General features: G+C 63.1%; 19 protein-coding genes. 4 read left to right on the forward strand and 15 right to left on the reverse strand.

The window, feature by feature from the left end; all coding sequences use genetic code 11:
• Positions 1 to 139: 139 nt before the first annotated feature.
• The 11 genes from addA to chvI form a co-directional block, all read right to left on the reverse strand.
• Positions 140 to 3,706 (reverse strand): double-strand break repair helicase AddA, encoded by a 3,567-nt coding sequence (gene addA / locus QN222_RS16240; protein ID WP_283960632.1) that lies wholly within the window; start codon positions 3,704 to 3,706, stop codon positions 140 to 142.
• Positions 3,696 to 6,872 carry a double-strand break repair protein AddB gene (gene addB, locus QN222_RS16245; protein ID WP_283960633.1) on the reverse strand — a complete coding sequence of 1,059 codons (3,177 nt, stop codon included), beginning with the start codon at positions 6,870 to 6,872 and terminating at the stop codon, positions 3,696 to 3,698. Before addB ends, addA begins: the two co-directional genes overlap by 11 nt.
• A gap of 1 nt (position 6,873) precedes the next feature.
• Entirely contained in the window at positions 6,874 to 7,605 is a 732-nt protein-coding gene (locus QN222_RS16250) for a nucleotidyltransferase family protein (protein ID WP_283960634.1), read from the reverse strand.
• Between the two features lie 9 nt (positions 7,606 to 7,614).
• Positions 7,615 to 9,123: a tRNA (adenosine(37)-N6)-threonylcarbamoyltransferase complex ATPase subunit type 1 TsaE gene (gene tsaE, locus QN222_RS16255; RefSeq protein ID WP_284005501.1), complete on the reverse strand. Its 1,509-nt coding sequence runs from the start codon at positions 9,121 to 9,123 to the stop codon at positions 7,615 to 7,617.
• Complete coding sequence (locus QN222_RS16260; RefSeq protein WP_283960637.1) at positions 9,123 to 11,606, reverse strand: ATP-binding protein; 2,484 nt, start codon at positions 11,604 to 11,606, stop codon at positions 9,123 to 9,125. Before QN222_RS16260 ends, tsaE begins: the two co-directional genes overlap by 1 nt.
• A gap of 396 nt (positions 11,607 to 12,002) precedes the next feature.
• The gene (ahcY, locus tag QN222_RS16265; protein WP_283960638.1) at positions 12,003 to 13,403 is read right to left on the reverse strand and encodes an adenosylhomocysteinase; all 1,401 of its coding nucleotides are present in this window, start codon (positions 13,401 to 13,403) and stop codon (positions 12,003 to 12,005) included.
• A 200-nt stretch (positions 13,404 to 13,603) separates the two neighbouring features.
• A complete protein-coding gene (locus tag QN222_RS16270; protein ID WP_283960639.1) occupies positions 13,604 to 13,897 on the reverse strand; it encodes an HPr family phosphocarrier protein in 294 nt (97 codons plus the stop codon).
• On the reverse strand, positions 13,894 to 14,295 hold the full coding sequence (locus QN222_RS16275; RefSeq protein ID WP_153440569.1) for a PTS sugar transporter subunit IIA: 402 nt from the start codon (positions 14,293 to 14,295) through the stop codon (positions 13,894 to 13,896). The genes QN222_RS16270 and QN222_RS16275 overlap by 4 nt, the downstream gene beginning before the upstream one ends.
• 155 nt (positions 14,296 to 14,450) lie before the next feature.
• Entirely contained in the window at positions 14,451 to 14,909 is a 459-nt protein-coding gene (locus tag QN222_RS16280) for an HPr kinase/phosphorylase (RefSeq protein ID WP_283960640.1), read from the reverse strand.
• Complete coding sequence (gene chvG / locus QN222_RS16285; protein ID WP_283960641.1) at positions 14,906 to 16,690, reverse strand: two-component system sensor histidine kinase ChvG; 1,785 nt, start codon at positions 16,688 to 16,690, stop codon at positions 14,906 to 14,908. Before chvG ends, QN222_RS16280 begins: the two co-directional genes overlap by 4 nt.
• A gap of 311 nt (positions 16,691 to 17,001) precedes the next feature.
• Positions 17,002 to 17,727 (reverse strand): two-component system response regulator ChvI, encoded by a 726-nt coding sequence (gene chvI / locus QN222_RS16290; protein WP_180939573.1) that lies wholly within the window; start codon positions 17,725 to 17,727, stop codon positions 17,002 to 17,004.
• A gap of 331 nt (positions 17,728 to 18,058) precedes the next feature.
• Here chvI and QN222_RS16295 point away from each other — a divergent pair, with 331 nt between their 5' ends.
• From QN222_RS16295 to QN222_RS16310, 4 genes are all read left to right on the forward strand, one after another.
• Entirely contained in the window at positions 18,059 to 19,669 is a 1,611-nt protein-coding gene (locus QN222_RS16295; RefSeq protein ID WP_283960642.1) for a phosphoenolpyruvate carboxykinase, read from the forward strand.
• A 271-nt stretch (positions 19,670 to 19,940) separates the two neighbouring features.
• Entirely contained in the window at positions 19,941 to 20,375 is a 435-nt protein-coding gene (gene arfB, locus QN222_RS16300) for an alternative ribosome rescue aminoacyl-tRNA hydrolase ArfB (RefSeq protein WP_283960643.1), read from the forward strand.
• Between the two features lie 142 nt (positions 20,376 to 20,517).
• Positions 20,518 to 20,991 carry a peptidoglycan-binding protein LysM gene (gene lysM, locus QN222_RS16305; protein ID WP_283960644.1) on the forward strand — a complete coding sequence of 158 codons (474 nt, stop codon included), beginning with the start codon at positions 20,518 to 20,520 and terminating at the stop codon, positions 20,989 to 20,991.
• A gap of 149 nt (positions 20,992 to 21,140) precedes the next feature.
• Positions 21,141 to 21,752 carry an alpha-ketoglutarate-dependent dioxygenase AlkB gene (locus QN222_RS16310; protein ID WP_283960645.1) on the forward strand — a complete coding sequence of 204 codons (612 nt, stop codon included), beginning with the start codon at positions 21,141 to 21,143 and terminating at the stop codon, positions 21,750 to 21,752.
• Between the two features lie 176 nt (positions 21,753 to 21,928).
• Here QN222_RS16310 and coaA read toward each other — a convergent pair whose 3' ends face one another.
• The 4 genes from coaA to hisA form a co-directional block, all read right to left on the reverse strand.
• Complete coding sequence (gene coaA / locus QN222_RS16315) at positions 21,929 to 22,924, reverse strand: type I pantothenate kinase (RefSeq protein ID WP_283960646.1); 996 nt, start codon at positions 22,922 to 22,924, stop codon at positions 21,929 to 21,931.
• Positions 22,921 to 23,244, reverse strand: a complete 324-nt coding sequence (locus tag QN222_RS16320; RefSeq protein WP_283960647.1) for a phosphoribosyl-ATP diphosphatase — start codon at positions 23,242 to 23,244, stop codon at positions 22,921 to 22,923. Before QN222_RS16320 ends, coaA begins: the two co-directional genes overlap by 4 nt.
• 132 nt (positions 23,245 to 23,376) lie before the next feature.
• A complete protein-coding gene (gene hisF, locus QN222_RS16325) occupies positions 23,377 to 24,153 on the reverse strand; it encodes an imidazole glycerol phosphate synthase subunit HisF (RefSeq protein ID WP_225108806.1) in 777 nt (258 codons plus the stop codon).
• A 4-nt stretch (positions 24,154 to 24,157) separates the two neighbouring features.
• Complete coding sequence (gene hisA, locus QN222_RS16330; protein ID WP_283960648.1) at positions 24,158 to 24,895, reverse strand: 1-(5-phosphoribosyl)-5-[(5-phosphoribosylamino)methylideneamino]imidazole-4-carboxamide isomerase; 738 nt, start codon at positions 24,893 to 24,895, stop codon at positions 24,158 to 24,160.
• Positions 24,896 to 24,906 lie beyond the last annotated feature (11 nt).

Genomic DNA, 24,906 nt, shown 5'->3' on the forward strand with positions numbered 1-24,906 from the left:
AAATGGCGACCGTACGATCTTGATCGTGCGGTTCTTCAAAATATTACCGCGCCTTTCGGTTCGAACCGGGGCGGCGCGGCGTGTCCAGATGTTGTGCCTCATGTGAGGCGTCGCCACCGGATTTTCAATATCGTGTATCTCACTTTGTCGCGAGCTCTTCAAGACTCCTGTCCAGCACCGCGTCGGGAAGCACCTGGATTGCCGGTCCCTCAGTGAAGATCAGCGCACATCGAAACCGTCGCCCGGGATAGAGCGGCTTGAGCAGTTCCCGGTAAATGGCAAGCTGCGTTCTGTAGACAGATAGCACCTCCTCAAGTGACATCGGCACCTGGCGATTCGTCTTGAAGTCCGCAATCGTCACCGTATCACCGGAAACGGCCAGCCGGTCGATGCGACCCGACACGGCGAACTCGCGCCCGCCGAGGGTGAGCGTTCCCATGACGGAGACTTCCGCCCGGCTGTGCGCGGCAAAGAGCGTCTTGAGGTCCGGGTAGTCCAGCACATCCATTACGGCATCGGCAAGCGCGCGGCGCTCCGGCTCGGGCCAGCGCGGGACCGACCGCAGCAGATAGCGCTCCGCCGCTGCGGGGCGTTCTGTGGGATCGATCGACGGGAGAACCTGCAGCAAGCGATGAAGGATCGCGCCGCGCAGCAGTGAGCGATTGGGTGCCGCCTTTTCGGCGAAGAGCGCCGATCCGACGATCGATTCGCTGTCCGGATCATCGATGACGATGCCGGTGCCGGATGGGGTGAGCGGCCGCGGCAGCCGGCGCGGCGGCGGCAAGGGTGCCGAAAGCGCAGCGGGCAGGCCCGGCGCGCTGCGCTCTCCCTCGGCCTGCACACCCTCTGCCACTGCGGCGTCGATATGGGGATGGGTCTCGCGCCACCCGTGGCCGGTCCATTCTTCGCCGCCCGCACGAAACACCATGGGCGTCCCGCGTCCCTTGATGTCCTGTGCCAGCGTCCCCTGGACCATGGCGTGCCAGGTGTCGGTATTCTCCCTCTGTCCGCGATAGCCGCAAATGACGAGCCGGTCCGCGGCGCGCGTCATGCCGACATAAAGCAGCCGCCGGTATTCCTCCTCCGCCAGCGCCTTCAGCCGCGCATTGTCGGCGTTGAGCAGGGAATTCGTTCCGGAGCCGGGCGCCCGCCAGACAGGAACGGTGACGACGGGACCGTCGGGCCGCTGCTTTTCGAAAAGGCGCAGATCGGGAACATGCTGGTTGTTGAACGCCTTGCCACCGCCGTCGACGAGGAAGACGACAGGCGCCTCCAGGCCCTTTGCCGCGTGCACGGTCATGACGCGCACTTCGTCGCGCTCCTTGTCCTGTTCGCGCTTGACCGTCGGCGCTTCGATCTCGAGCGTCGAGATGAAGGCCTGCAGCCCGGGCAAGCCGGCTCTTTCGTGATCGAGCGTGAAAGTCAGGAATTCATCGAGAATGTCGCTGACCTCGCTGCCCAGCCGGGCAAGGAAAGCGGCTCGGCCACCCAGAACACCCAGGATGCGGGCATAAAAATCGTGCGGCAGCATATGGCGGGCGAGGTCGGCATAGTGCGAGAGCGTGCGCGCGACCCGGTGGTACCGGCTCGTCTCGTCGACGCCGAAGCTCTGCAGGCGTTGCCAGAGGCTCTCGGTTTCCGCCCTTCCCGCCGCAAGTTCGAAAAGATCGTCCTCACCGAGATTGATGAGCGGGCTTTTCAAGAGCGCCGCGAGAGAAAGGTCGTCCTCCGGCAAAAGGGCAAAGCGACCGAGCGCCATCAGATCCTGAATCGCGATGTGGCTGGTCAGCACGAGGCGGTCGGCACCCGCGACCGGGATGTTGTTTCTGCGCTTCAGCGCCCGCGTCAAGGCATTGACGAAGGCGTCGCGCTTACGAACGAGGACGATGACGTCGCCGGGACGCATCGGGCGGCGAAGGCCCTTCTCGATGACGGTTTCCTTGCGGATCCAGTCATCGAGAACCGCAGCGATGCGTCGGGCGAGAATGTTTGCCGGCGCGCGCTCAGGCGTCGCATCGAAAGCGGCCGTCCATTCCTCTTCGGCGAGCACCGGTTCGGGCGCGATCACGTCCCATATGTCGACCGCGCCGGGGTGGCCGATCCGATTCGAGGCATGGACGATCGCCTCGTCCTCAGCGCTGAGCCCCTTGGCGTTCGCCTTGTTGGCAAAGACGGTGTCGACGGCCGACAGGACGTCGATAGTCGAACGGAAGGAAAGCTGCAGGCGGATCGGGCTGAAGTATTTGCCGCCAGCGCGTACCCGCCGTTCCGTCACGATGCTCTCGCGGGAGAAGCGCTCCGGCCGTGCACCCTGGAACGAATAGATCGATTGCTTCTCGTCGCCGACGGCGAAGATCGTCCGCTCGTCCGCTCTCGCCGTCTCGCCGGCGAAGAAATCGGCGGCAAGCGACTGGATGATCGTCCATTGCGCGGGGCTCGTGTCCTGTGCCTCGTCGACGAGGATGTGGTCGATACCCTGGTCGAGCTTGTAGTGAACCCAGGCGCCGACATCGCCGCGGGCAAGAAGCGCTGCCGTGCGATTGATCAGATCCTCGAAGTCGAGCTGGCTGCGCGCCTTCTTGATTTCCTCGTAATCGCGGTTGAGCCTTTCGGCGAGCGTGAGTGCGGCCCGTGTCGCCTCGTACATCCTGACGATGCTTAAGCGGTCGACGCAGGCGACGACATGATCGCGCGCCTGATCTACGAGCGGTGCGAGGTCAGGCGCCTCGCGCCGCATCGCGGCGTTCAAAAAGGTGGAGTCGGCCCGCGGCTTGCCGCCGCCGTTGAAGAAAAGCCCAAGCAGCTTGCGGTAGCGCTCCTCGGGATCGGTGAGCCTTGCGACCGCCTTCAGTCCTTCTGCAAACTCGGAAGGCTTGGCGCCGCCCTTGCGTGCTGCGAGGTCGAGATATTGCTCAAGAGCCGCCCCGTTCAGGCCAGCCAGCGGCCAGACCTTCGCCAGCACGCTTTCTGCAGTCTCGCCCGGCGCAATCGTCAGCGACGAACGCAGATGCGCTTCCAATCCACCCCGCTTCGAGGCGCGATCGAGAAAGGCTTGAATGGGCGTGCGATTGGCGACGATCGTCTCCAGCAGCCTTTCGAGACCGGTATCGTCGGCGCGATCGAGAACGGTGGCGAAGGCGTCGGTGAGCTCCGGGTCATCCGCCGCAGTGGCGGCCAGCAAGGCGCGCCGTGCATCCGCGAGCAAGACGGCGGCGGCGCTGTCGTCGAGCACGGAAAAATGCCCGGCGACATTGGCTTCGAGCGGAAACTGATGCAGGAGCGCTTCGCAGAATGCGTGGATCGTTTGGATCTTCAGGCCGCCGGGCGTCTCGAGAGCGGCGGCGAACAACCGACGCGCCTCCTGGATTTTGATGGCTGAGGGCCGGGCGCCCTCGATCGCTTCGATACGCTTCTCCAGCGAAGCATCGTCAAGCGTCGCCCATTCAGCCAGGCGCTCGAACACTCGGTTCGACATTTCCGAAGCGGCGGCCTTCGTATAGGTGAGACACAGGATCGCGGAAGGGCGGCAGCCGGCGAGCAGCAGCCGGATGACGCGCTGCGTCAACACATGCGTCTTGCCCGATCCGGCATTGGCGGAAACCCAGGCCGAGCGCGCCGGGTCGGAGGCGAGCGATTGCCGCTCCGTCGTCCAGTCGAGCCAAGCCCGGGGTGTCGTTTCCCGAGGCCCGAAAGTGTCATCCCTCATCGGCATCATCCTCGCCTTCGGCAGTCGCCCATTCGGCGACCCGCGCCAGATGATCGTATTCGCCGCCGTAGTCGCGCTCCTTCTGCACGATCAGGCGCGAAACAAAGCCGTGGCGGCCGCTCATCAGTGCCGCGAGCAGCTTGCGCAACTCGGTGAGCGATTCTTCCGCCAATTGGTCCGCGGATTTCGTTTCCTTCTGCCTGCCGCCCTCGTTGTTGACGGCATCGACGCTGAAGCGGTTGCCGGGTTTCAGGCGGACGTAGAGAAGCGCATTCGGTTCGGCGCGTCCCGTCGCGCCGAAGGCTCCGGCCTTGAGTGCGGCGGCCTCGAGCGAAAGCTGCGGATCGAGCAGACTCCGCGCCTCCTTCGGCGAGGGGCTTGAGCCGGTCTTGTAGTCGATGATGTCGATTGTGCCGTCCGGGCGTCGGTCGAGGCGATCGGCGACACCGGTCAGCCGGATATCCGCAAGGCCGATATCCATCGATGCGGGAACCTCGGTGAAAGATTTCACAATACTTTTCCGGCGTTCGCGCTCCCAGCCGAGGAATGCCTTCCCGACGGCGGCAAAACGCGGACGCCAGATCGTGTCGATATGCGGCGGAAGTGCCTCCTCGTCGAAGGCTTCGTTGAGCAGTCTCGTCATCACGGCTTCTGCGTCGGGCGAGGCCGGATCGAAGCCGCCTTTGACGAAGCGGTCGACTATTCGATGGTAGAGCGTTCCGCGCTCGGCCGCCCCCGGATCACGATTGAACGGCTCGATCGGCTGCAGCCGCAGGATCCGCCGAGCGTAGACGGCGTAGGGATCGCGACGGAGGCGGGTCACTTCGCTGAACGAATATCTGCGCGGCTGCAGCTCGGCGGGCGGCCGCGGTTCCGGCCGCGTCGCAAGCGGCTGGCTTTCGCCTGCATCGAGAAGACGCGCCCAGTGCAAATAGTCCGCGCCGTTGGACTTGATGAGTTGCGTCAGTCTATCGCCGCCGAGCGCCTGCAGGCGCTGCAGCCACCTCGAAGCGACCGTTGGTGCCGAACCCTGGCGCATGGAGCGCGAGAGGATCAGACGGCGCGTGCCGCAGGCCATCTGGAAATCGTGGGCGAGCTGGCCGATACGCCGCTCCGGCGGTTCGAGGCCGATTCCGGATTTCATCGTCCGCGACAGGAAGGGATCGTTTGACGTCTGCCCCGGCCATGTGCCCTCGTTCATGCCGCCGAGCACCACAAGATCCATGCTTTGCAGGCGCGATTCCAGCGCCCCGAAGATGAAGACGCGGGGATGCCGCATCGATCGTGGCTTGACCGCTTCGCTCGCCGCGAGCGCCTCGACGATGTCGCACCACTGCGGTCCGTCGGCGCGCATCTGACCTTCCGTCTCGATGATGCCTTTGAGAAGCGTTGCCAGTGTTTCGCCGGCTTCCGTCGACCAGAGATCGCCGAGGCTGCCGCGCTCGTCCACGCAAACTGCCTCCAGTGCGCGACCCGTTCGCTCCGCCCAGTCGGCAAGGGTGAGAACCTTGGACCGATGCTGGCCGTCGACGCGAAGCACGGACGCACTCGCCAAGGGTTCGGCGGCCAACGCGATGCGTGCGGCAAGCCTGCGGGCGGCGGCTATGTCCTCGTCATTGAGGCGGCTCTGCCACGGCGGCGGATGACGGTCATGCTTCTGCCTTTCGAGTGCCTGCTCGATCAGCGGGCCAAGGGCCGAAATGTCGGCGCTGCCGGTGCCGCCACGCAACGCCAGCAGTTCCAGCGCGTCGGCGGCGCGCCGGACATCCTCGGTTGTCTCGCCGAAGCGGGCGAGCGGATGCTTGAGGAGAGCCACCAGCGGCACGGGATCGCCCGGCCGCAATGCGGCCTCCAGCAATAAGCGAACGACGGCGCCGGCGGCTGTGGCCGCGAGCGGCGTGCCGGCAGAATCGTCGGCCTCGATGCCGAAGCGGGCGAGTTCCGCCCCGACGCGGCGCGCAATCCCCCGATCCGGCGTGATCAACGCCGCCTGGCTTTCATCGTCGTCGGCAAGCGCGAGCCTGAGTGCGATGGCGATGGCCGTTGCCTCTTCCCGCTCATTGGCCGTCTCGATCAGCGCGACGTCCGCGAATGCGGACAGAAGCCTTGCCGGATCGAAATCTTCACGCGTGCGGGTCCAACTGTCTGTCGCCTTCGCCGGGAGCAGGGCGCGTGAGAGAACCATGCTGCGATAGTCGAGGGCGCCATCGGACGGCTCGAGTGTCAGGACATCGCGCCGGCCGATGCCCATGCGTTTCAGCAGCCGGTAGAAGCCGTATTGCGGGTGGCTGCGGCTTGCCGGATCCCTTGCGGTGCCGGTCGAAGCATCGCCGACGATCAGCTCCCATTCGGTATCGCTCATCGTCTGATCGAGGCCCGGCAGAACGATGGTGCCGTTCGGCAGCCTGCTCACGGCTGCGATCAGCGCGGCCGTCACCGGGATCGAGCCGGTCGAGCCGGCAATGATGATCGGGCCAGTCACCCTGCCGGCGGCTATGCGCTGTGTTTCCGCCTGGAGAATGGCATTGCGGTGGCGCGAAGGCGAGGATTGCTTGAGCTCGTCCAACCGCTCCGGCCAATAGGTGCGGGCGATCTTCAGGAAGGCAAGCGTCAACTGCCACCAGAGCGCATGTTCGCCGGCGTCGAGTCCATCGAGAGCCTCCCAGTCGAGCTCCTCGGTTTCGACGGCGTCGATCAGGTCGGCGAGATTGCGCGCGAGCCAAATGGCATCGGCGGGGCTCGCCGGCGCGATCAGCGGACTTTCGCCGTGGATATCGAGAACCGCCTGGGGCAGCTGGTTGCGCCAGGCGAGAATGAGGCGGCCGAGTTCGATCAGGCGTGCGGTGCCGGAAAGAGGCGGGGCGAGATCGAGTATCGCCGGCATCTCGGCATCGAAAAAGCCGCTGTCGTCGTCCGTCTCGCCGAGCGCGCGGATCGTCGGCAGGATGGCCGAGCGACCGCCGAGCAGATCGACGAACTCCGAGCGAAGCACACGCGCCGAGCGTCGTGTGGGAACGAAGATCGTCACGCCGGCAAGCATCAGCGGATCTGCCGGATCGTAGCTGAAATCCGGAACCAGCCCACCGTCGCAGAGCTTCCGCGCCAGCGTCCTCAGGAACGGCAGGCCGGCGGAGATCGTAAAGATGTTGGGGGCGTGGCCGGGCATCTTATCCTCCCGGCTGAAAACGGCGCACGGCCGCCTCGGCTTCAGCGATCGCTTCCGGCGTGCCGACCGTCATCCAGTGGCCGTCGAGCATCAGCCCGAAGAGGCGCCCCCGGGCGACGGCGCGGTCAAAATAGATGTTGAGATTGAATGCGTCGCTTGGCGCGTCGGCAAAAAGACGCGACTCCATGGCGATCGCGCCGGCATAGACGATGGGATTTTCCATGCCTTCCTCGTAGCGGATGAGCCTGCCGTCCTCAGCCAGCGAAAAATCCTTCTTGCCGTTGTGCCCCGTCGTGTCTTCGAGCCGCACACAGAGCAGCGCCATGTCCATCGTCTCAGGATCGAAGAAATCGGCAAGCCTTTGAAGATTGCTCGGCGTTCCGGCCTTTTCGCCGATCCAGAAGAGATCGGCATTCATCACGAGCAACGGCCCGTCGTCCAGCAGCTTCAGCCCCTTGGCAAGCCCGCCACCGGAATTCATCAGGCCGTCGCGCTCGTCCGAAATCAGGATATGCGGCGTCTCGCGGCGACGGAGATGTTCTTCCATTTGGTCGGCAAAGTGATGGACGTTGACCGCCGCCTTGGTCACGCCGGCGGCCGCCAGGATGTCCAGCACGTAGTCGATCATCGGCTTGCCGGCGATCCGGACGAGTGGCTTCGGCAGGGTATCGGTGATTGGCCGAAGGCGGGTGCCCAGTCCGGCCGCAAGCACCATGGCATTGGTGATGGGCATGATTTCCTGTCAGTTGGCTGATTCGCTAGCCAGGATTCCAGCCTTAATGCACCAATCGCGCAAGGGTGTCAGCACCTCATGACCGAGCGCACGGCTCAGATAGGCGAAGGTGCGTGGCATGTGCTTCATGTAACCGGGCTTGCCGTCACGCTGCATCAGCCGCACCCAGATGCCGGCGAGCTTGCAGTTGCGCTGTGCCGACATCAGGTGCCAGTCGCGAAGGAAGGTTGCCTCGTCGAATGGGCCAGCGGCCTTGCGCTCGGCCAGATAGGCGTCGATCAGCCGGTCGGCCAGATCCGGGTCGATGGTCACGCGCGCATCCTGCGTGAGCGACGCGACATCGTAGGCGGTCGGACCGATCATGGCGTCCTGGAAATCGATGATGCCGACGCGGTCGAGCCCTTTACGATCTGGGCGCCAGAGAATGTTCGGCGAGTGAAAATCGCGCAGCAGCAGGTTCTTCTCGGCCGATGCAAGAACGTCGATCAGTTGATCCCAGATGGCGAAGTACTCTTTACGCTCGCTGTCGGAGGCCGCTTCGCCACGCTTCCACGGCAGGTACCAGTCGACAAGCAGGCTCGTCTCGATCTTGATCGCCGTGCGGTCGAAATCGGGAATGCGGTGGGTGAGGCCATCGCCAATGGCAATCTCGCGTCTCGTCGGCTCGCCGTGAAGGCGGGCGAGCAGGCGCACACTTTCGAGATAGCGCTCGGCGACCGGTCTTCCCTCCGTGTTGAGAATGCCCTCGGAGCCCAGGTCCTCGATCAGCAAGATACCCTTGTCGAGGTCGCGGGCATAAATTGCCGGCGCGGCGAAGCCGCGTCCACGCAGCAACTCGGAAATCGCGACAAACGGAACGACATCCTCCGCAAGGTGCGCAAGCTGCTGGTAGTATTTGCCGCCCTGGAGAATGGGGCCGGGTTTATGCCTTGCCGCATCCATCAGGATTTTCGCCGGCTCACCATCCGTCACGACCCGCTCATAGGCCCTGATCGAGGCGTCGCCGCTCAAATGCCGGCGCCGGGCGGTCGCATAGCCGTTTTGCGAGAGGAAACTGCGGATCGCGAGCGAGCGGGAGATACGCTCGAACGAAGCGTCGGGCGCGGAAATGGCAAGTTGACGCCCGTCGCCATCATGGGTGAAGGCGAGTGTGATGCGGTCGGATGGAAGCGCTTCGTCCCCTTTTTCCGGCCATTCGACAAGACAGATCCCTTCGGAAAGGGCCTCGTCGAAGCCGAGTTCTTCGAGCTCCGAAGCGTCGGCGAGACGATAGAGGTCGAAATGGGCGACGGGGATGCGCAGGTCGTAGTTCTGGACGAGCGTGAAGGTGGGGCTCGGCACTTCGAGCGTCTCGTCGTCGGCGATCGCGCGGAGCAGGGCGCGCGCGAAGGTCGATTTTCCCGCGCCGAGATCGCCCGACAAGGCGACGCAATCGCCGGCCTTCAGCGCCAGCGCCAGGTCTTCGCCAAGCTCGATGGTGGCTGCCTCGTCCTTCAGGAACCGTTGCAGATGCTTCATTATTCGGCCGCGATGATCTTCGGCATTTCGGACGACGGAATGCGGCAGGTGACCTCGGTGCCTTCGCCCTCCTTGCTGCGGATCGAAACGGTGCCGTGATGCAGGCTGACGAAGCTCTCGACGATCGAAAGCCCGAGGCCGGCGCCGCCGTGCTGGCCGTAGCTTTCGAAGCGGTTGAAGACGGTATTCAAGACGTCCTGCGGAATGCCGGGGCCGGAATCGCTGACGGAGAAGACGAAATCGGTGCCTTCGCGCCGGCACTTGAGATCGATGGCGCTGCCATCGGGCGCGAAGTTGGCGGCGTTGGTGAGAAGCTTGATGAAGATCTGCTTCAGCCGCTGCTGGTCCGCGATCATGCGGCCAAGGTTGTCGGGCGCATCCACCTGCAAGGTGACGCCGCTTTCGACAAGCCTGTCGGCCATTTGATGCGCGACGTCGTCGAGGAAATCGACGAGGTTCACCTCGGACATGTCGAGCTCGACGATGCCGGCGTCGACGGTGGCCAGGTCGAGGATATCGTTGACGATCGTCAAGAGCAGCGATGAGGACGTGGCGATGTGGTCGACATATTCCGCCTGGCGCTCGTTGAGCTCGCCGAATGCGGGCGTTTTCAGGAGATCGGCGAAACCGATGATGTTGGTGAGCGGCGAGCGCAATTCATAGGAGACGTGATGAACGAAGTCGTTCTTCAGCGCATCGGCCTTGCGCAGCGCCTCGTTCTTCTCGGTCAGGGCGCGCTCGACCCTGACGCTGTCGGTTATGTTGACGAAGGTCAGCATCGTCTGGGCGTTCGGCAGCGGAATCACGGCATAGTCGAGGATCAGGCCGGTCCGCAATTCCAGAATGCCGCGGCTCGACGGACGCTCGTCGTCGAAGCTGGTGATGATATGGGCAAATCGCTTCCAGCCATCCGGCTGGTCGTAGGAGGAGAGGCATGCCTGTTCGACGGCGCGAATGTGGGTACCGGGCTTGGCCTCCGCCTCGCTGATGCCCCAGATCGCCCGGAACGCCGGGTTGGAAAGCCGGATGCGCCCATCAGGCCCGAACACCGCGACGCCTTCGGCGAGATGGTCGATCGTTTCGCCCTGGACCTGGACAAGGGTATTGTAACGGGTCTCGAGATCGACCTTCTCGGTCAGGTTCTCGAAGACCCAGGTTGCGCCCCCCTGCGGACGCGCGGTGGCGAAGACGCGCAGCGTCTGGCCGTTCGGCAGGTGCCAGAGGTCTGACTGCGTGTCGAGCGCCTGATAGACGGACAGCGCATTGGCCTTCCATTGTTTCCAATTGAGCTGCTCGGGGAGCTTGCCGCCGGCCCGCAACCGGTCGAGCACCTCGCCGTTGTCGGGCTTGCGCTCGAGGAAGCCCATGTCGAGGTTCCAGAGCCGCTGGAATGCCTGGTTGTAGAACTGCAGGCGCTGATTGCCGTCGAAGATCGCCACGGGCGTGGCCAGATGGTCGAGCGTTTCGGCATGGCTCTTCAAGGTCCGTGCAAGCTCTTCACGCACGGCTTCGGTGCCGGAGATGTCGATGGCGATACCGGCCGAGCCGACCGGGCTGCGGGCGTCGACGACATCGAAGAAAGTGCGATTGCCCTTGACGACGGTCGAAACCTTGTCGCTGAACGGCGTTTCAAGAGTTGAGACGGCGCGGATTTTTTCGCGCGCCGCGGTCGAGAGCAATTCGCGCCCTTCGGCGACGGCGAGGTTCGCGCTCTGCGCGTCGACCGCCTCTGCGAAGGCTTGGTTGACCCATTCAAGCTTGCCGTCCGTCGTGCGCTGCCAGACAGGCAGGTCAATCTCATCGAGCAGCGTGCGGAAGGTCGATAGCGATGCGTGCAGGCGATCGCGTTCCAGCTTCAACTCGGCAAGTTCGGCCCTGAGATTGTTGAGCGCGATGAAACGCACGAATGCCCGTCCGCCGGAAACGCGGCCCTGAGCCTCCAGGACCTCGTTGCGCTGCGTTTCAAGCACGAGATCGAAGCTTTGCGCCTGCGCGCGCAGCGTCTCGATCGCCTTTTCGAGCTGGCTGGCAGACGGCGCCTTGAGCCAGCGCCCGAAGGCGAGAAAGGCACGGTCGTCCTGCGGGGCGCCGGTTTCGACCGGGAGCTGCCCGAGGAATTCGGGACGTTCGGCCAGACCATCCCAGATCACGATGCGTCGGTTCTTGTCGGCGATGAGGGCCTGGAAACGGGAAATCCGCTGGTTTGCATCGGAAAGACCGGATCGCAGTTCGCGGTTCTCGGCCTCGATATTGCCGCGCTGGCGGATGAGCCAGATGGCGGAAATCATGGCCGCGGAAATGACGCCGATCAGGACGGAAAAGGTGACGACTTCGGAGGAGCCGAAGATGGCCTTGGCAACCGGCGTCGACGCCTGGGCGGCTGCGTCGGTTGCCGCGAAGAAGGCGGTGCCGGCGAGCAGTCGCCGCAGCAAGGCTGGCGCCCTGAGGCCTCCGCCGAAAAGCGTGGATCGTTCTGTTTCCATGGCGCCGCCGTCCCCGTTTGTCCGGAAATTGCCGCCGACCTTACGCCGCCATGCACCGAAACCCCTGGAAGGGGTTTGCGTCAGTTGCGATTGCATCCCCGGTCTGTCTCCGTCTGTTTGCCGCATGTCCGACAAGACATCCCCATCCGCGACGCTCGAAGGTCCGCACTGCAGCGCCGCGCGTCTCATCCGACGCGCAAAGGACGCTGTAGCACTTTGAATTACCGCATCTTTCCTCAAATCGGTACGATTTGCCGAACATGCAGTAGCGTCACGAATCAATGACTTAAGCATACTTGTTTGACGAATCGCCGGAAAGTGCGCGGCTCAAAAAAGAGGCCGCGATCTCTTGTCAAGATCGCGGCCACAACATGTTGTGGATTGTCCGGCTAACGATTAGTACCGGTAGTGTTCGGCCTTGAACGGGCCCTGCGGCTTCACGCCGATATAGGCGGCCTGGTCTTCCGAGAGCTCGGTCAGCTTGGCGCCGAGCTTTGCGAGATGCAGGCGGGCGACCTTCTCGTCGAGCTGCTTCGGCAGCACGTAGACCTCGTTCTTGTAGTTCCCGCCCTTGCTGAAGAGCTCGATCTGCGCCAGCACCTGGTTGGAGAAGGAGGCCGACATCACGAAAGATGGATGTCCGGTGGCGTTGCCGAGGTTGAGTAGCCGGCCCTCCGAAAGCAGGATCATGCGGTTGCCCTTCGGGAACTCGATCATGTCGACCTGCGGCTTGATGTTGGTCCATTTCAGGTTGCGCAGCGCCGAGACCTGGATCTCGTTGTCGAAGTGGCCGATGTTGCCGACGATCGCCATGTCTTTCATTTCGCGCATGTGGTCCATGCGGATGACGTCCTTGTTGCCGGTCGTCGTGATGAAGATATCGGCGGTCGAAACGACGTCCTCGAGCTGAACCACTTCATAGCCGTCCATTGCGGCCTGCAGGGCGCAAATCGGATCGACTTCGGTGACTTTCACGCGTGCGCCCGCGCCCTTCAAGGAAGCGGCCGAACCCTTGCCGACGTCGCCGTAGCCGCAAACGACCGCGACCTTGCCGGCCATCATCACGTCGGTGCCGCGGCGGATGCCGTCGACGAGCGATTCCTTGCAGCCGTACTTGTTGTCGAACTTCGACTTGGTGACGCTGTCGTTGACGTTGATCGCCGGGAAGGGCAGCAGGCCCTTGGCCTGGAGCTGGTAAAGGCGGTTGACGCCGGTGGTCGTTTCTTCGGTGACGCCCTTGATGGCGTCCCGCTGCTTCGTGAACCAGCCGGGGGTTGCGGCGAGGCGCTTCTTGATCTGGGCGAAGAGGATTTCCTCCTCTTCCGAGCCCGGGTTCGAAAGCACGTTCTCGCCGGCTTCGGCGCGCGCGCCGAGCAGGATGTACATGGTAGCGTCGCCGCCATCGTCGAGAATCATGTTCGACAGGCCGCCGTCGGCCCACTGGAAGATCTTGTCGGTATACGCCCAGTAGTCCTCAAGCGTTTCGCCCTTGACGGCGAAGACCGGAACACCGCTTGCCGCGATGGCGGCTGCGGCGTGGTCCTGGGTCGAGAAGATGTTGCACGACGCCCAGCGAACCTCGGCACCGAGCGCAACCAGCGTCTCGATCAGCACGGCCGTCTGGATGGTCATGTGCAGCGAGCCGGTGATGCGCGCGCCCTTCAGCGGCTTCGATGCACCGAATTCCTCTCGGCAGGCCATCAGGCCCGGCATTTCCGTTTCGGCGATGGCAATTTCCTTACGGCCGAAATCGGCCAGGCCGATATTGGCGACAATATAGTCCTGAGTTGCGGTCATGGAGTTCTCCAGGGCTGATCTTTTCCGGCCGCGCCGGCCCTCTGGCCTTTTGGCGGCGTGACAACGCCTCCCGCGCAGGATCACGGGGAGAGTGGGCACGGTCTATCAGGAATCGGCGGGCAGGGCAACCGCGATATAAAGAAGTCTTTATATGTTTATATCGCCGGAATGGCTTCAGTTTGAACGCGCGATGAGCCGCGTCAGATTTCTTCGCCGAACTTGTCGCGCACCAAAGCGTCGAGGGCGTTGAGCGCCTCTTCCGCCTGGAGGCCGCTGGCGGTCACGAAAACGGTGCAGCCGGTGCTGGCGGCGAGCATCATCAGGCCCATGATCGACGTGCCGCCGACCGTCATACCGTCCTTGGAGACGGTGATCTCGGCATCATAGGCTTCGACGGTCTGGACGAATTTCGCCGACGCGCGTGCATGCAGGCCGCGTTTGTTGATGATCAGCAGCTCCCGAGTCAGCGACATGTCCGGGCGATGGTCCATCATTTTCCACTCAGCACACGGCTGGCGACATTGATGTATTTGCGCCCCGCCTCGGAGGCCTCGACGAGGGCCTTGTCCATGTCGCTTTCGCCGCGAACGCCGGCAAGCTTGATCAGCATCGGCAGATTGACGCCGGCGATCACCTCGACGCTGCCGCTGCGCATGACCGAGATGGCAAGGTTGGAGGGCGTGCCGCCGAACATGTCCGTCAGGATGATGACGCCATTGCCCTCGTCCGCGCCCGCAACCGCATCGAGGATGTCCTGACGCCGCTGGTCCATGTCGTCCTCGGGCCCGATGCACACGGTCTCGATAGCTTTTTGCGGACCAACCACATGCTCCAACGCATGCCGAAACTCTTCCGCCAGCTTGCCATGGGTGACAAGCACAAGTCCGATCATGGGTATCTTTGCTCCAACTGCATAGCAACTCGTTGATGGTCAGATATCGCAATGCAGCAATTTCGTCCACCTGTTGGGGCGGCCATCTTGGCAAGGAAAAGGGGAAGTGCAAGCCAAAAATGCCGAAAAAGCAGCCTTTGTGCCCTCGGATAAGGCTAAAGTGCTAAATTTTTGGGTAGCAACGCGTGCAGTGCATCGAAAGGGGAAACGGGGTTTTCAACGGGAACGCGCAGCAGCGGCAGACTTCGCCCAATTTCTAGCTGCAACTCTTCGTTCTCGGGCGGCAGGCGCGCGTCGCGGGACGGCCGGACTGGCATGATCGCCCAGTCGAGAACGCAGGCGGAAACCGTTTCGACGGCCACGATGCCGCTGCCGCGGATCTCGATCAGGCCGCGAATGGATGGCGGGCACCGCGCGATGATCCGGTCGTTCTCAAGGCTGAGATCGACCCGGTCATCGGCGACGAGTGCCGCGAAACGTCCGCGGCGCCTCGCCTCGGAGATGCAGGAAAGCGCGAGCGCCGACTTGCCCGAGCCGGAACGGCCGGTAACCAGAAATCCGGTCGTGCCGAGAACGATCGCCGTTGCGTGGATATTGCAGGCCGGCGCGGTCACTGGTGTGGCTCGGCGGGCAGCGAGAGGATGAAGCGGGCGCCGGTCACGTGCCCGCCCTGGCCGACGATGTTTTCCGCCTTCAGCGTGCCGCCATGCGCTTCGGCGATCTGGCGGGAAATCGAAAGGCCGAGGCCGGAATTCTGACCAAAATCCTCGCCCTCGGGCCGGTCGGTATAGAAGCGTTCGAAAATCCGGTCGATGTCCTCGGCCTGGATGCCTGGTCCGTTGTCTTCGATATAAACGATGCAGCGGGAGCGTGAGCGGGTCAGGCGGACGATGATGCGGCCATTCTGCTCGGGAACGAAGGAGCGGGCGTTTTCGATGAGGTTCGTGACGATCTGGCCGATGCGCAACTCGTAGCCGTTGACGACAAAGCTCGCGCGCGGATTGTCCTTGCGGTCGATGACGAAGTCGAGGAGCACCGGCTTCTTCTTGCTGCGGATCTGTCGGGAAATGTCGATGAGATCGCCAAGCAGCTTCTCCAGGTCGATCTTCTTGGCGTCGCTGCGCGCCAGTTCCGCATCGAGGCGCGAGGCGTCGGAAATATCGCTGATCAGCCGGTCGAGGCGGCGCACATCGTGCTGGATGACGTCGAGCAGCCGTTTCTTCGAATCCTCGTTGCGCGCGAGCGGCAGGGTCTCAACGGCGCTGCGCAGCGATGTGAGCGGGTTCTTGAGCTCATGGCTGACGTCGGCGGCAAAGTTTTCGATCGCCGCGATGCGGTCATAGAGTGCCGTCGTCATTTCCCGGAGCGCCACGGAGAGGTTGCCGATTTCGTCCTGGCGCGAGGAAAAGTCCGGGATTTCCTCCCGTTCCTTCGCACCGCCGCGGCGCACGCGGATCGCGGCAGCCGACAGCCTTCTCAGCGGATTGGCGATCGTCGACGACAGAAGCAGCGACAGGATGACGTTGACGAGGGCCGCAACGCCGAAGACGCGGATGATGGCGAGGCGCTCGGCGTGGACGATCTTGTCGATATCGCCCGCCTGCGTCGAAAGCAGGAGCACGCCGAGCACGGCGCGGAAACGCTGCACGGGCACCGCGACCGAAACGATCAACTCGCCCTTCTCCGTCACCCGCACGACGGCGCCGCGCACACCGGTCAGTGCGTTCATGACCTCCGGGTAGATCGAACCGTTGCCGCCCGGCGGCTCCTTGTAGAGCGGCAGGTCGCCCGGCTGCAGCAGCCGGTTGAGCCACACGCTGAGCTTGTCGGCGATGCCGGTCGTTTCCGGATCGACCGGCGGCAGGTCGAAGCGCAGCACCTGGCCGCCGCTATAGAGGTGGCGGGAGTCGAGCAGCAGATCGGCATCGGCGTCGAAGAGGCGGGCGCGCGTCCGCGTCGGCGAAATCAGGCGTCTCAGGACCGGCGCTACGCGCTCCTGGATGATCGGAAACTCGAGGTCTTCGTCGCTCGGCAGCGGCGTGATGCTTTCACCGGCCTGGAGTTCGAGCAGTTTTTCCGGATCGATGGTGATCGAGTTGGTATCGACCGAGGCGGAGGCGGAAATTGCCCCGGCGATGATCTCGCCCTGGGTGAGGAGGCTTTCCACACGGGCGTCGATCAGACCCTCGCGGAACTGGTTGAGATACATGATGCCGCCGACGAGCACCACGAGCGCAACGAGGTTGAAGAAGACGATGCGGCGGGTGAGGCTCGAAAAGACGGCGTTGCCGAACAGGCGTCGGATCAGGGTGAAGGGATGCGCCCACCGGCGCTGGCCGCGCGCCGATGCCCGCCCTTCGATATCCTCGAGATCGCCCTGCAAGACTTCTACCAAGTCTCCTGCTCCCACGACGAAATTTTCGTCGCCTTCCTTTCCTTGCAGCGCCGCGCGCCTTGTCAGGCGCGCAAAGGACGCGGCAGCATTTTGAATTGCCGCATGTATCCTTAAATCGGCTAGGATTTAAGGATACATGCAGTGGCGCCGGCACATCACATCTATCTGCCTGATCCGGGCTCATGCGCGCCGGTGCGGCTCGTGTCCCGTGGGTGCGGCATGCCCGACGCGGGCTGCCACTCCCGCATCGCCGTTACGCCATTTCTGCATGATCCACAATCGCCGCTGTGGCAAGCGTGAAGCGGCGGCCGTCAGGCCGTCTCGCGAAAACGATAGCCGACGCCGTAGAGCGTTTCGATCATGTCGAAGTCGTTGTCGACCATCTTGAACTTCTTGCGAAGCCGCTTGATGTGGCTGTCGATCGTGCGGTCATCCACATAGACCTGCTCATCATAGGCGGCATCCATCAATGCGTCACGGCTCTTCACCACGCCCGGACGCTGCGCCAGCGAGTGCAGGATGAGAAATTCGGTGACCGTCAGCGTCACCGACTCGTTCTTCCAGGTGCAGGTGTGGCGCTCCTGGTCCATCACGAGCTGGCCCCGTTCCAGTGAACGGGATGGCGCGTCGGAAGGCTTTGCCGTGCCGATGGCGCCGACCGCGGCGAGGTCGCGGTTCGGGGCGCGACGCAGGATCGCCTTGACGCGCTCGACCAGCAGGCGCTGGGAGAAAGGCTTGGTGATGAAATCGTCGGCACCCATCTTGAGGCCGAAGAGCTCGTCGATTTCCTCGTCCTTGGAGGTCAGAAAAATCACCGGCAGGTCGGACTTCTGCCTGAGCCGGCGCAACAGTTCCATGCCGTCCATGCGCGGCATCTTGATGTCGAAGATCGCGAGCTGTGGCGGACGCGCCAGCAGGCCTTCGAGTGCCGATGCACCGTCGGTGTAGGTTTCGACCTTGTAGCCCTCGGCTTCCAGCGCGATGGACACGGACGTCAGGATGTTGCGGTCGTCATCGACAAGCGCGATGGTCTGCATCGTATTCAACTCCGTCTCTTGAGGTCCGTTGGCCAGACCCGCCTTCAAGAATCGCGGCAACCGCGAGTCACCGGCGTTACTTGAGTATAAAGGTGGAACAAATTGTGGCGAAGCACAAAAGCGCCGCCTGCCAATCGTCTCGGGACTGGCCGACAAATGTGTCTCGCAGAGGCATAATTCAACCGATTAAAAAATACACATTTTTCTTTAAATCGATTAATATACTGATATCATTATTGTTTTAGGAGTCGATATCTTGTCTTCGATCAACCTTGTCGGTATGTTCCGACGACATTCCCCACCAATGGCCAATGACAAAGGAAGCTTGACCATGGAGCAACTCGGCACCCGCAATCCCTCGAACGGACTGGAAACAATCGGCTTTTCGGACTTGGCTTTCGTCCGCTACAACTTCGAGGCAGCGGAGCTTTACGAGGACGCCCTTCGCCGCGGCGAGGCGCAATTGACGGCGCACGGCGCGCTCTGCGCCCGGACCGGGCAGCACACGGGTCGCTCCCCCAAGGACAAGTTCGTCGTCCGCGACGCGGCGACCGCTGGAGAGATCTGGTGGGACAACAACAACGCGATCTCACCCGAAAACTTCGAACGCCTGCGCCAGGACATGGTTGCGCACGCCAAGGGCAAGTCGCTTTACGTTCAGGACCTCATTGGTGGCGCCGATCCGGCGCATGCTCTGCCGACGCGCGTCGTCACGGAGCTCGCATGGCATTCGCTGTTCATCCGCAATCTCTTGATCCGTCCGGCACGCGAGGCGCTTGCAGCCTTCGAGCCGAAGCTGACGATCATCGACCTGCCGAGCTTCAGGGCGGATCCGGAGCGTCACGGTTGCCGCAGCGAAACGGTGATCGCCTGCGACCTGACGAACGGCCTCGTCCTGATCGGCGGCACCTCCTATGCCGGCGAAATGAAGAAATCGGTCTTCACGGTGCTCAACTATCTCCTGCCGAAAAAAGCCGTCATGCCGATGCATTGCTCGGCCAATGTCGGCCCCGCGGGAGACACGGCGATCTTCTTCGGTCTGTCCGGCACCGGCAAGACCACGCTCTCGGCCGACCCCGCCCGCACGCTCATCGGCGACGACGAGCACGGATGGGGCGAAGACGGCGTCTTCAATTTCGAGGGCGGCTGCTACGCCAAGGCGATCAAGCTTTCGGCCACGGCCGAGCCGGAAATCTACGCCACCACCCGGCGCTTCGGCACCGTTATGGAGAACGTCGTGCTCGATGAGCGGCGCCTGCCCGACTTCGACGACGGTTCCCTGACGGAAAACACCCGTATCGCCTATCCGCTCGACTTTATTCCGAATGCCAGCGAAACCGGAACGGCGCCGCAGCCGCGCACCGTCATTATGCTGACGGCGGACGCCTTTGGCGTCATGCCGCCGATCGCCAGGATGACACCGGAACAGGCGATGTATCACTTCCTGTCCGGCTACACCGCCAAGGTCGCCGGCACCGAAAAGGGCGTGACCGAACCGGAAGCGACCTTCTCGACCTGCTTCGGCGCTCCGTTCATGCCACGCCATCCGTCCGAATACGGCAATCTGCTCAAGGACCTCATTGCCAAGAACGGCGTTACCTGCTGGCTGGTCAACACCGGCTGGACCGGCGGCGCCTACGGCACCGGAAACCGCATGCCGATCAAGGTGACGCGTGCGCTGCTTTCGGCAGCACTCGACGGCTCGCTCAACGACGCATCGTTCCGCACCGACGCGAACTTCGGCTTTGCCGTGCCGGTGTCAGTACCGGGCGTCGACGACGGCATTCTCGACCCGCGGTCGACATGGGCGGACGGCGTTGCCTATGATGCGCAGGCGCGCCGCCTGATCGACATGTTCATCGCCAACTTTGCCAAATTCGAACGCCATGTCGACGGCAGCGTGCGCGATGCGGCTCCGGGAGCGAAGGTCGCCGCCGAATAAAGATCGCTGGCTATGATTCACGTGAAACCCGGCCCGCTTGGGCCGGGTTTTCGCGTTCTATCCTGATTGTTTTCAAATGCTTCGCTATAGCTGTTTTCTAGGTGCGCAATTCCAGGCGGTAAACCGCTGCACGCTTTCCCTGGAATTGCTGGCCACGGTGATTTTCGGATTGATTCGATCCAAAATCATGAACGTGATCGATTCTGATGAGTTAGAGACGGGAAGGGCAACCGCTTGCCCGCGGCATCAGGACGATTGAAACGGAGCAAACATGGCCAGCGATCCGCTTTACATCAACGACCGCATCGTCATTGCCGGCTGGGAATTGACGGAGCAGTTCGTGCTGGCCGGCGGACCGGGCGGACAGAACGTCAACAAGGTGTCAACGGCCGTCCAGCTCTTCTTTGACATCCAGGCGTCGCCGTCGCTGCCGGACAGCGTCAAGGCGAATGCGTTGAGACTTGCCGGCCGCCGTGTTTCCAAGGACGGCGTGCTGATGATCGAGGCCAATCGGTTTCGCAGCCAGGAACGCAATCGCGAGGATGCGCGCGAGCGGCTGAAGGAACTGATCCTGAAGGCGGCCGAGCCGCCGCCACCGCCGCGCAAGAAAACGAAGCCGACCCGCGGTTCGATCGAGCGGCGGCTAAAGGAGAAATCCGGCCGCGCCGAAATCAAGAAACTCCGCGGCCGGCCCGGTGGCGAGTGAGGGAATCCGGACTGCGTGCGTGCGCCGGAAAACCGTGCCCGCGTCTCTTCGCACCGGCCAAGCGAATCTTTCGGCCGCTCTCTTGAACTTTCGCCGGTGCCGCCCTCTTTTATCGAGAGGCATCTGCGAAGAGGAGGCAACCATGGGTTTGTTCAGCTTTATCAAGAATGCCGGCAAGAAGCTCGGGATCGGTGGTGACGACACACCGCCGGATGCCGACAGTGTCCAGAAGGAGCTCGCCTCGCATGACCTCGGCACCAAGGACGTAGAAGTCGAAGTCGTGGACGACAAGGTTGTCCTCAAGGGCGTCGTGAAGGATCAGTCGACGTTCGAAAAGGCCGTCGTCGCCGTCGGCAACACGCTCGGTGTGTCGGCCGTCGAAGCGTCCGATCTCAAGGTCGCAGATGCAGGCGCTGCGCCCGCACCGGCCAAGGCGCCCGTCTTCTACACGGTGAAGAAGGGCGACAATCTCTGGAAGATCGCCGAGGCGCAGTACGGCAAGGGCAAGGGCGTCAAACACACGCTGATCTTCGAAGCGAACAAGCCGATGCTGAAAGACCCCGACAAGATCTATCCGGGGCAGGTGCTGCGCATTCCGGATCTGGATGCCGGCTGAACGACGGTATTTTCGGGTGGCGACCAGGTCCCGCGAAGACTATATCGCTGTAGGACTTTGAATTGGTGCATGTTTTCTCCCCAGGGGCGATTTAGGGAAACATGCCATAGGGCCCGTCGATCGCTGCGGCGGATGACGGGACAGACGCGATGCAGGTGCTGCCGAAAGGTATAAGACACATTCCGGGTTTTCTTGACCGCTCCCGCCAACAGGAGCTGATCGAGGCCATCCGTCTGGTCGTTGCGGAGGCGCCACTCTTCGTGCCGGAAATGCCGAAGACCGGAAAGCCGATGTCGGTGCGCATGACCAATTGCGGTCCGCTCGGCTGGGTTACCGATCGCGAACGGGGCTATCGCTATCAGGCGGAGCACCCGGTGACGGGCAAGCCTTGGCCGGCAATGCCGCCGACGCTCATCGACATCTGGCACGCGGTTTCGGCGAGCGACAAGGAGCCGGAGGCCTGCCTCGTCAACTTCTATTCCGCGGACGCGCGCATGGGTCTGCATCAGGACAGGGACGAACGAGACCTCGAGACGGCCGTCGTTTCGATATCGCTCGGCGATACCTGCCTCTTTCGCGTCGGCGGCCGGGAGCGCAGCGGACAGACGATCTCGTTCAAGCTTGCGAGCGGCGATGTCGTCGTGCTTGGTGGCGAAGGCAGGCTCGCCTTCCACGGCGTCGACCGCATCTATCCGAACACCTCGACGCTTTTGAAGAACGGCGGCCGGCTCAACCTGACCTTGCGGCGGGTCAACGTCTGAGGTCCTTTAGAGGTTGCCTAACGATGACGCTCGTAGCGCGGCGCCCCTCACCCTAACCCTCTCCCCGCAGGCGGGGAGAGGGGACTTGTCATGACGCCGGGCCGCGAGTCCCTTCTTCCCGCAGGCGGGTAGAAGGTGGCCGGCAGGCCGGATGAGGGCCCCCTTGCATAACCGCTTCAAAGCTTCCTGAGCGCGACCGTCTCCGTCAGGTGGTTCGGACCCTTCTGCAGGATCAGGTCGGCGCGCGGCCGTGTCGGCAGGATGTTCTGGTGCAGGTTTTTCAGGTTGATATTGTGCCAGAGCCCCTCGGCAATGGCGCGCGCCGCGTCCTCGCTGATCGTCGCATAGCGGTGGAAGAAGGACTGCGGGTCCTTGAAGGCCGTTTCGCGCAGCCGCATGAAGCGGCTCACGTACCAGCTGTGAATGAGACTTTCCTCGGCATCGATATAGATCGAGAAATCGAAGAAATCCGAAACCATCGGCACGATCTTGCCGTCGGCCGGCAGATTGCGCGACTGCAGCACATTGATTCCTTCAAAGATCAGGATGTCCGGCCGGTCGATGGTCTGAAACCGGTCCGGGATGACGTCATAGGTCAGGTGCGAATAGGTGGGCGCCTTGACGTTCGGCTGGCCCGCCTTGATCGCCGAGAGGAAGCGCAGGAGTGCGCCGATATCGTAACTCTCGGGAAAACCCTTGCGATCCATCATGTTTTCCCGCTGCAGGATCGCGTTCGGGTAGAGAAAGCCGTCGGTGGTGATCAGGTCGACCTTCGGGCTCGAGGGCCAGCGCGCCAGTAGCTCGGCGAGGATGCGCGCCGTCGTCGACTTGCCGACGGCGACCGAACCGGCGATGCCGATGACGAAGGGCGTCTTCGTTTCGTCGGACATGCTGAGGAAGCGTTTGCGCTGCTGGAACAGGATCTGCGAGGCCTCGACATGGGCGGAGAGCAGCCGCGACAGCGACAGGTAGATCCGGCGTACCTCGCCAAGGTCGACCGGGTCGTTGAGCGAGCGCAGGCGTTGCACCTCGCCGGCCGTCAGCGTCAACGGCGTGTCGGCGCGAAAGCGCGACCACTCCTCGGCCGAGAACACGTGGTAGGGCGAGTACTCCCCGCCCTGGAGGTTGCCCGGAAGATCCCCGGCGTCGATGTCTTTCGCGGCGATAGTCATGGGTTTTGCCGGTTTGCCTTCTCCTGCAGGCCGGACTGGCTGGTCCGCCTGGCAAGCTCGTCCATCACATCCTGCAACGGGACGGCTGCAATATTCAATACGACCATAAGATGATAGAGAAGGTCGGCACTCTCATCGACCAGATTCTTGCGGTCGTCGCTGATCGCCGCGATGACGGTTTCGACCGCTTCCTCGCCGAGCTTCTTGGCCGCCTTGCGCTGGCCCGCCGCGACGAGCTTGGCAGTCCAGGAGTCCTCCGGCGCCGCCTTTGCCCGCACGGCCACGATGTTTTCGAGATCGGAAAGAGTGAAGCCGGTCATGCTGAAATCCTCCTGGATCACGATGATTTTGGGTCGGACCGACCTAAAATCACAAAACGTGATCGATTCTCCTAAGTTAGAGCGGGATGCGGGCGGAAACCGCGCACACTTTTCCGCATCCCGCTCCAAGCGTCAGTCGAGCCGCATGGCGATGCCGTGCTCGGCCATGTAGCGCTTCGCCTCGCCGATGCTGTAAGTGCCGAAATGGAAGATCGATGCTGCGAGCACCGCCGTCGCGTGGCCGTCGCGAACGCCTTCGACCATGTGGTCGAGCGTCCCGACGCCGCCCGAGGCGATGACGGGCGCCCGCACCGCATCGGCAATCGCCCGCGTCAGGGCGATGTCGTAGCCGCTCTTCGTGCCGTCGCGGTCCATGGATGTCAGCAGGATTTCGCCGGCGCCGAGATCGACGACCTTTCGGGCGAATTCGACCGCGTCGATGCCTGTCCGCTCCCGACCGCCATGAGTGAAGATCTCCCAGCGGTTCGCCTCGCCTTGCGTCGACACCTTCTTGGCGTCGATCGCGACGACGATGCACTGGTTGCCGAACTTGTCGGCAGCCTCCGCGACGAAATCCGGATTTTTGACGGCCGCCGTGTTGATCGACACCTTGTCGGCGCCGGCGAGCAGCAGTTTGCGAATGTCGGACACCTGCCGCACGCCGCCGCCGACGGTGAGCGGCATGAAGCATTGTTCGGCGGTACGGGCTACGACATCGAAGATGGTCTCGCGGTTGTCCGAGGACGCGGTGATGTCGAGGAAGCACAGCTCGTCGGCGCCGGCCGCATCATAGGCGCGCGCCGCCTCCACCGGGTCGCCCGCATCGATCAGATCGACGAAATTGACGCCCTTGACGACGCGTCCGTCTTTCACGTCGAGGCAGGGGATTACACGGGCTTTCAAGGTCATCGGATCATCCTTTTCTCGCAGCCCGGATCAACGCCAGCGCTTCCTGCGGGTCGATGCGGCCATCGTAAAGCGCCCGACCGGAGATCGCGCCCTCGAGTTTTTGCGCATCCGGCTCAGTCATGCGGCGAACGTCGTCCATCGAGGCGAGGCCGCCCGAGGCGATTACCGGGATCGACACCGCGTCGGCAAGTTCCAGCGTCGATGCCCAGTTGATGCCGGTCAGGATGCCGTCGCGGTCGATATCCGTATAGATGATCGCCGCAACGCCGGCGCCCTCGAATTTCTTCGCAAGCTCGATGATCCCGAGTTCGGAAGCTTCGGCCCAGCCCTCGACCGCCACCTTGCCGCCCTTGGCATCGATGCCGACGGCGACCCTGCCGGGGAATTTACGGCAGGCTTCGAGGACGAGCCCCGGATCGCGCACGGCCACGGTGCCGAGAATGACGCGCGCGAGCCCGCGCGAAAGCCAGTTCTCGATATGCGCCAGCGTGCGGATGCCACCACCAAGTTGCACCGGGTTCCGGGTTGCCTTGAGGATCGCGTCGACCGCCGCGCCGTTCACCGTCTCGCCGGCAAAGGCGCCGTTCAGGTCGACGACGTGCAGCCACTCGAAACCCTGCTCCTCGAAGGCTCGCGCCTGGGCGGCCGGATCGGGATTATAGACGGTCGCCTGGTCCATGTCGCCGAGCTTCAGGCGCACGCATTGTCCGTCCTTGAGGTCGATCGCAGGGAAGAGAATCATGTGTGGATCCG

Source organism: Sinorhizobium sp. 6-70 (genome assembly GCF_030124375.1).
Lineage (GTDB): Bacteria > Pseudomonadota > Alphaproteobacteria > Rhizobiales > Rhizobiaceae > Sinorhizobium.

What these genes read in the sequence shown, in the direction of transcription:
- addA (WP_283960632.1), bottom strand. Translation starts at nt 3,706, where the DNA reads ATGAGGGATGACACTTTCGGGCCTCGGGAAACGACACCCCGGGCTTGG.
- chvI (WP_180939573.1), bottom strand. Translation starts at nt 17,727, where the DNA reads ATGCAGACCATCGCGCTTGTCGATGACGACCGCAACATCCTGACGTCC.
- coaA (WP_283960646.1), bottom strand. Translation starts at nt 22,924, where the DNA reads ATGACTATCGCCGCGAAAGACATCGACGCCGGGGATCTTCCGGGCAAC.
- QN222_RS16270 (WP_283960639.1), bottom strand. Translation starts at nt 13,897, where the DNA reads ATGATGGACCATCGCCCGGACATGTCGCTGACTCGGGAGCTGCTGATC.
- hisF (WP_225108806.1), bottom strand. Translation starts at nt 24,153, where the DNA reads ATGACCTTGAAAGCCCGTGTAATCCCCTGCCTCGACGTGAAAGACGGA.
- arfB (WP_283960643.1), top strand. Translation starts at nt 19,941, where the DNA reads ATGGCCAGCGATCCGCTTTACATCAACGACCGCATCGTCATTGCCGGC.
- lysM (WP_283960644.1), top strand. Translation starts at nt 20,518, where the DNA reads ATGGGTTTGTTCAGCTTTATCAAGAATGCCGGCAAGAAGCTCGGGATC.
- QN222_RS16250 (WP_283960634.1), bottom strand. Translation starts at nt 7,605, where the DNA reads ATGCCCATCACCAATGCCATGGTGCTTGCGGCCGGACTGGGCACCCGC.
- QN222_RS16320 (WP_283960647.1), bottom strand. Translation starts at nt 23,244, where the DNA reads ATGACCGGCTTCACTCTTTCCGATCTCGAAAACATCGTGGCCGTGCGG.
- hisA (WP_283960648.1), bottom strand. Translation starts at nt 24,895, where the DNA reads ATGATTCTCTTCCCTGCGATCGACCTCAAGGACGGACAATGCGTGCGC.
- QN222_RS16260 (WP_283960637.1), bottom strand. Translation starts at nt 11,606, where the DNA reads ATGGAAACAGAACGATCCACGCTTTTCGGCGGAGGCCTCAGGGCGCCA.
- QN222_RS16310 (WP_283960645.1), top strand. Translation starts at nt 21,141, where the DNA reads ATGCAGGTGCTGCCGAAAGGTATAAGACACATTCCGGGTTTTCTTGAC.
- tsaE (WP_284005501.1), bottom strand. Translation starts at nt 9,123, where the DNA reads ATGAAGCATCTGCAACGGTTCCTGAAGGACGAGGCAGCCACCATCGAG.
- ahcY (WP_283960638.1), bottom strand. Translation starts at nt 13,403, where the DNA reads ATGACCGCAACTCAGGACTATATTGTCGCCAATATCGGCCTGGCCGAT.
- QN222_RS16295 (WP_283960642.1), top strand. Translation starts at nt 18,059, where the DNA reads ATGGAGCAACTCGGCACCCGCAATCCCTCGAACGGACTGGAAACAATC.
- QN222_RS16275 (WP_153440569.1), bottom strand. Translation starts at nt 14,295, where the DNA reads ATGATCGGACTTGTGCTTGTCACCCATGGCAAGCTGGCGGAAGAGTTT.
- addB (WP_283960633.1), bottom strand. Translation starts at nt 6,872, where the DNA reads ATGCCCGGCCACGCCCCCAACATCTTTACGATCTCCGCCGGCCTGCCG.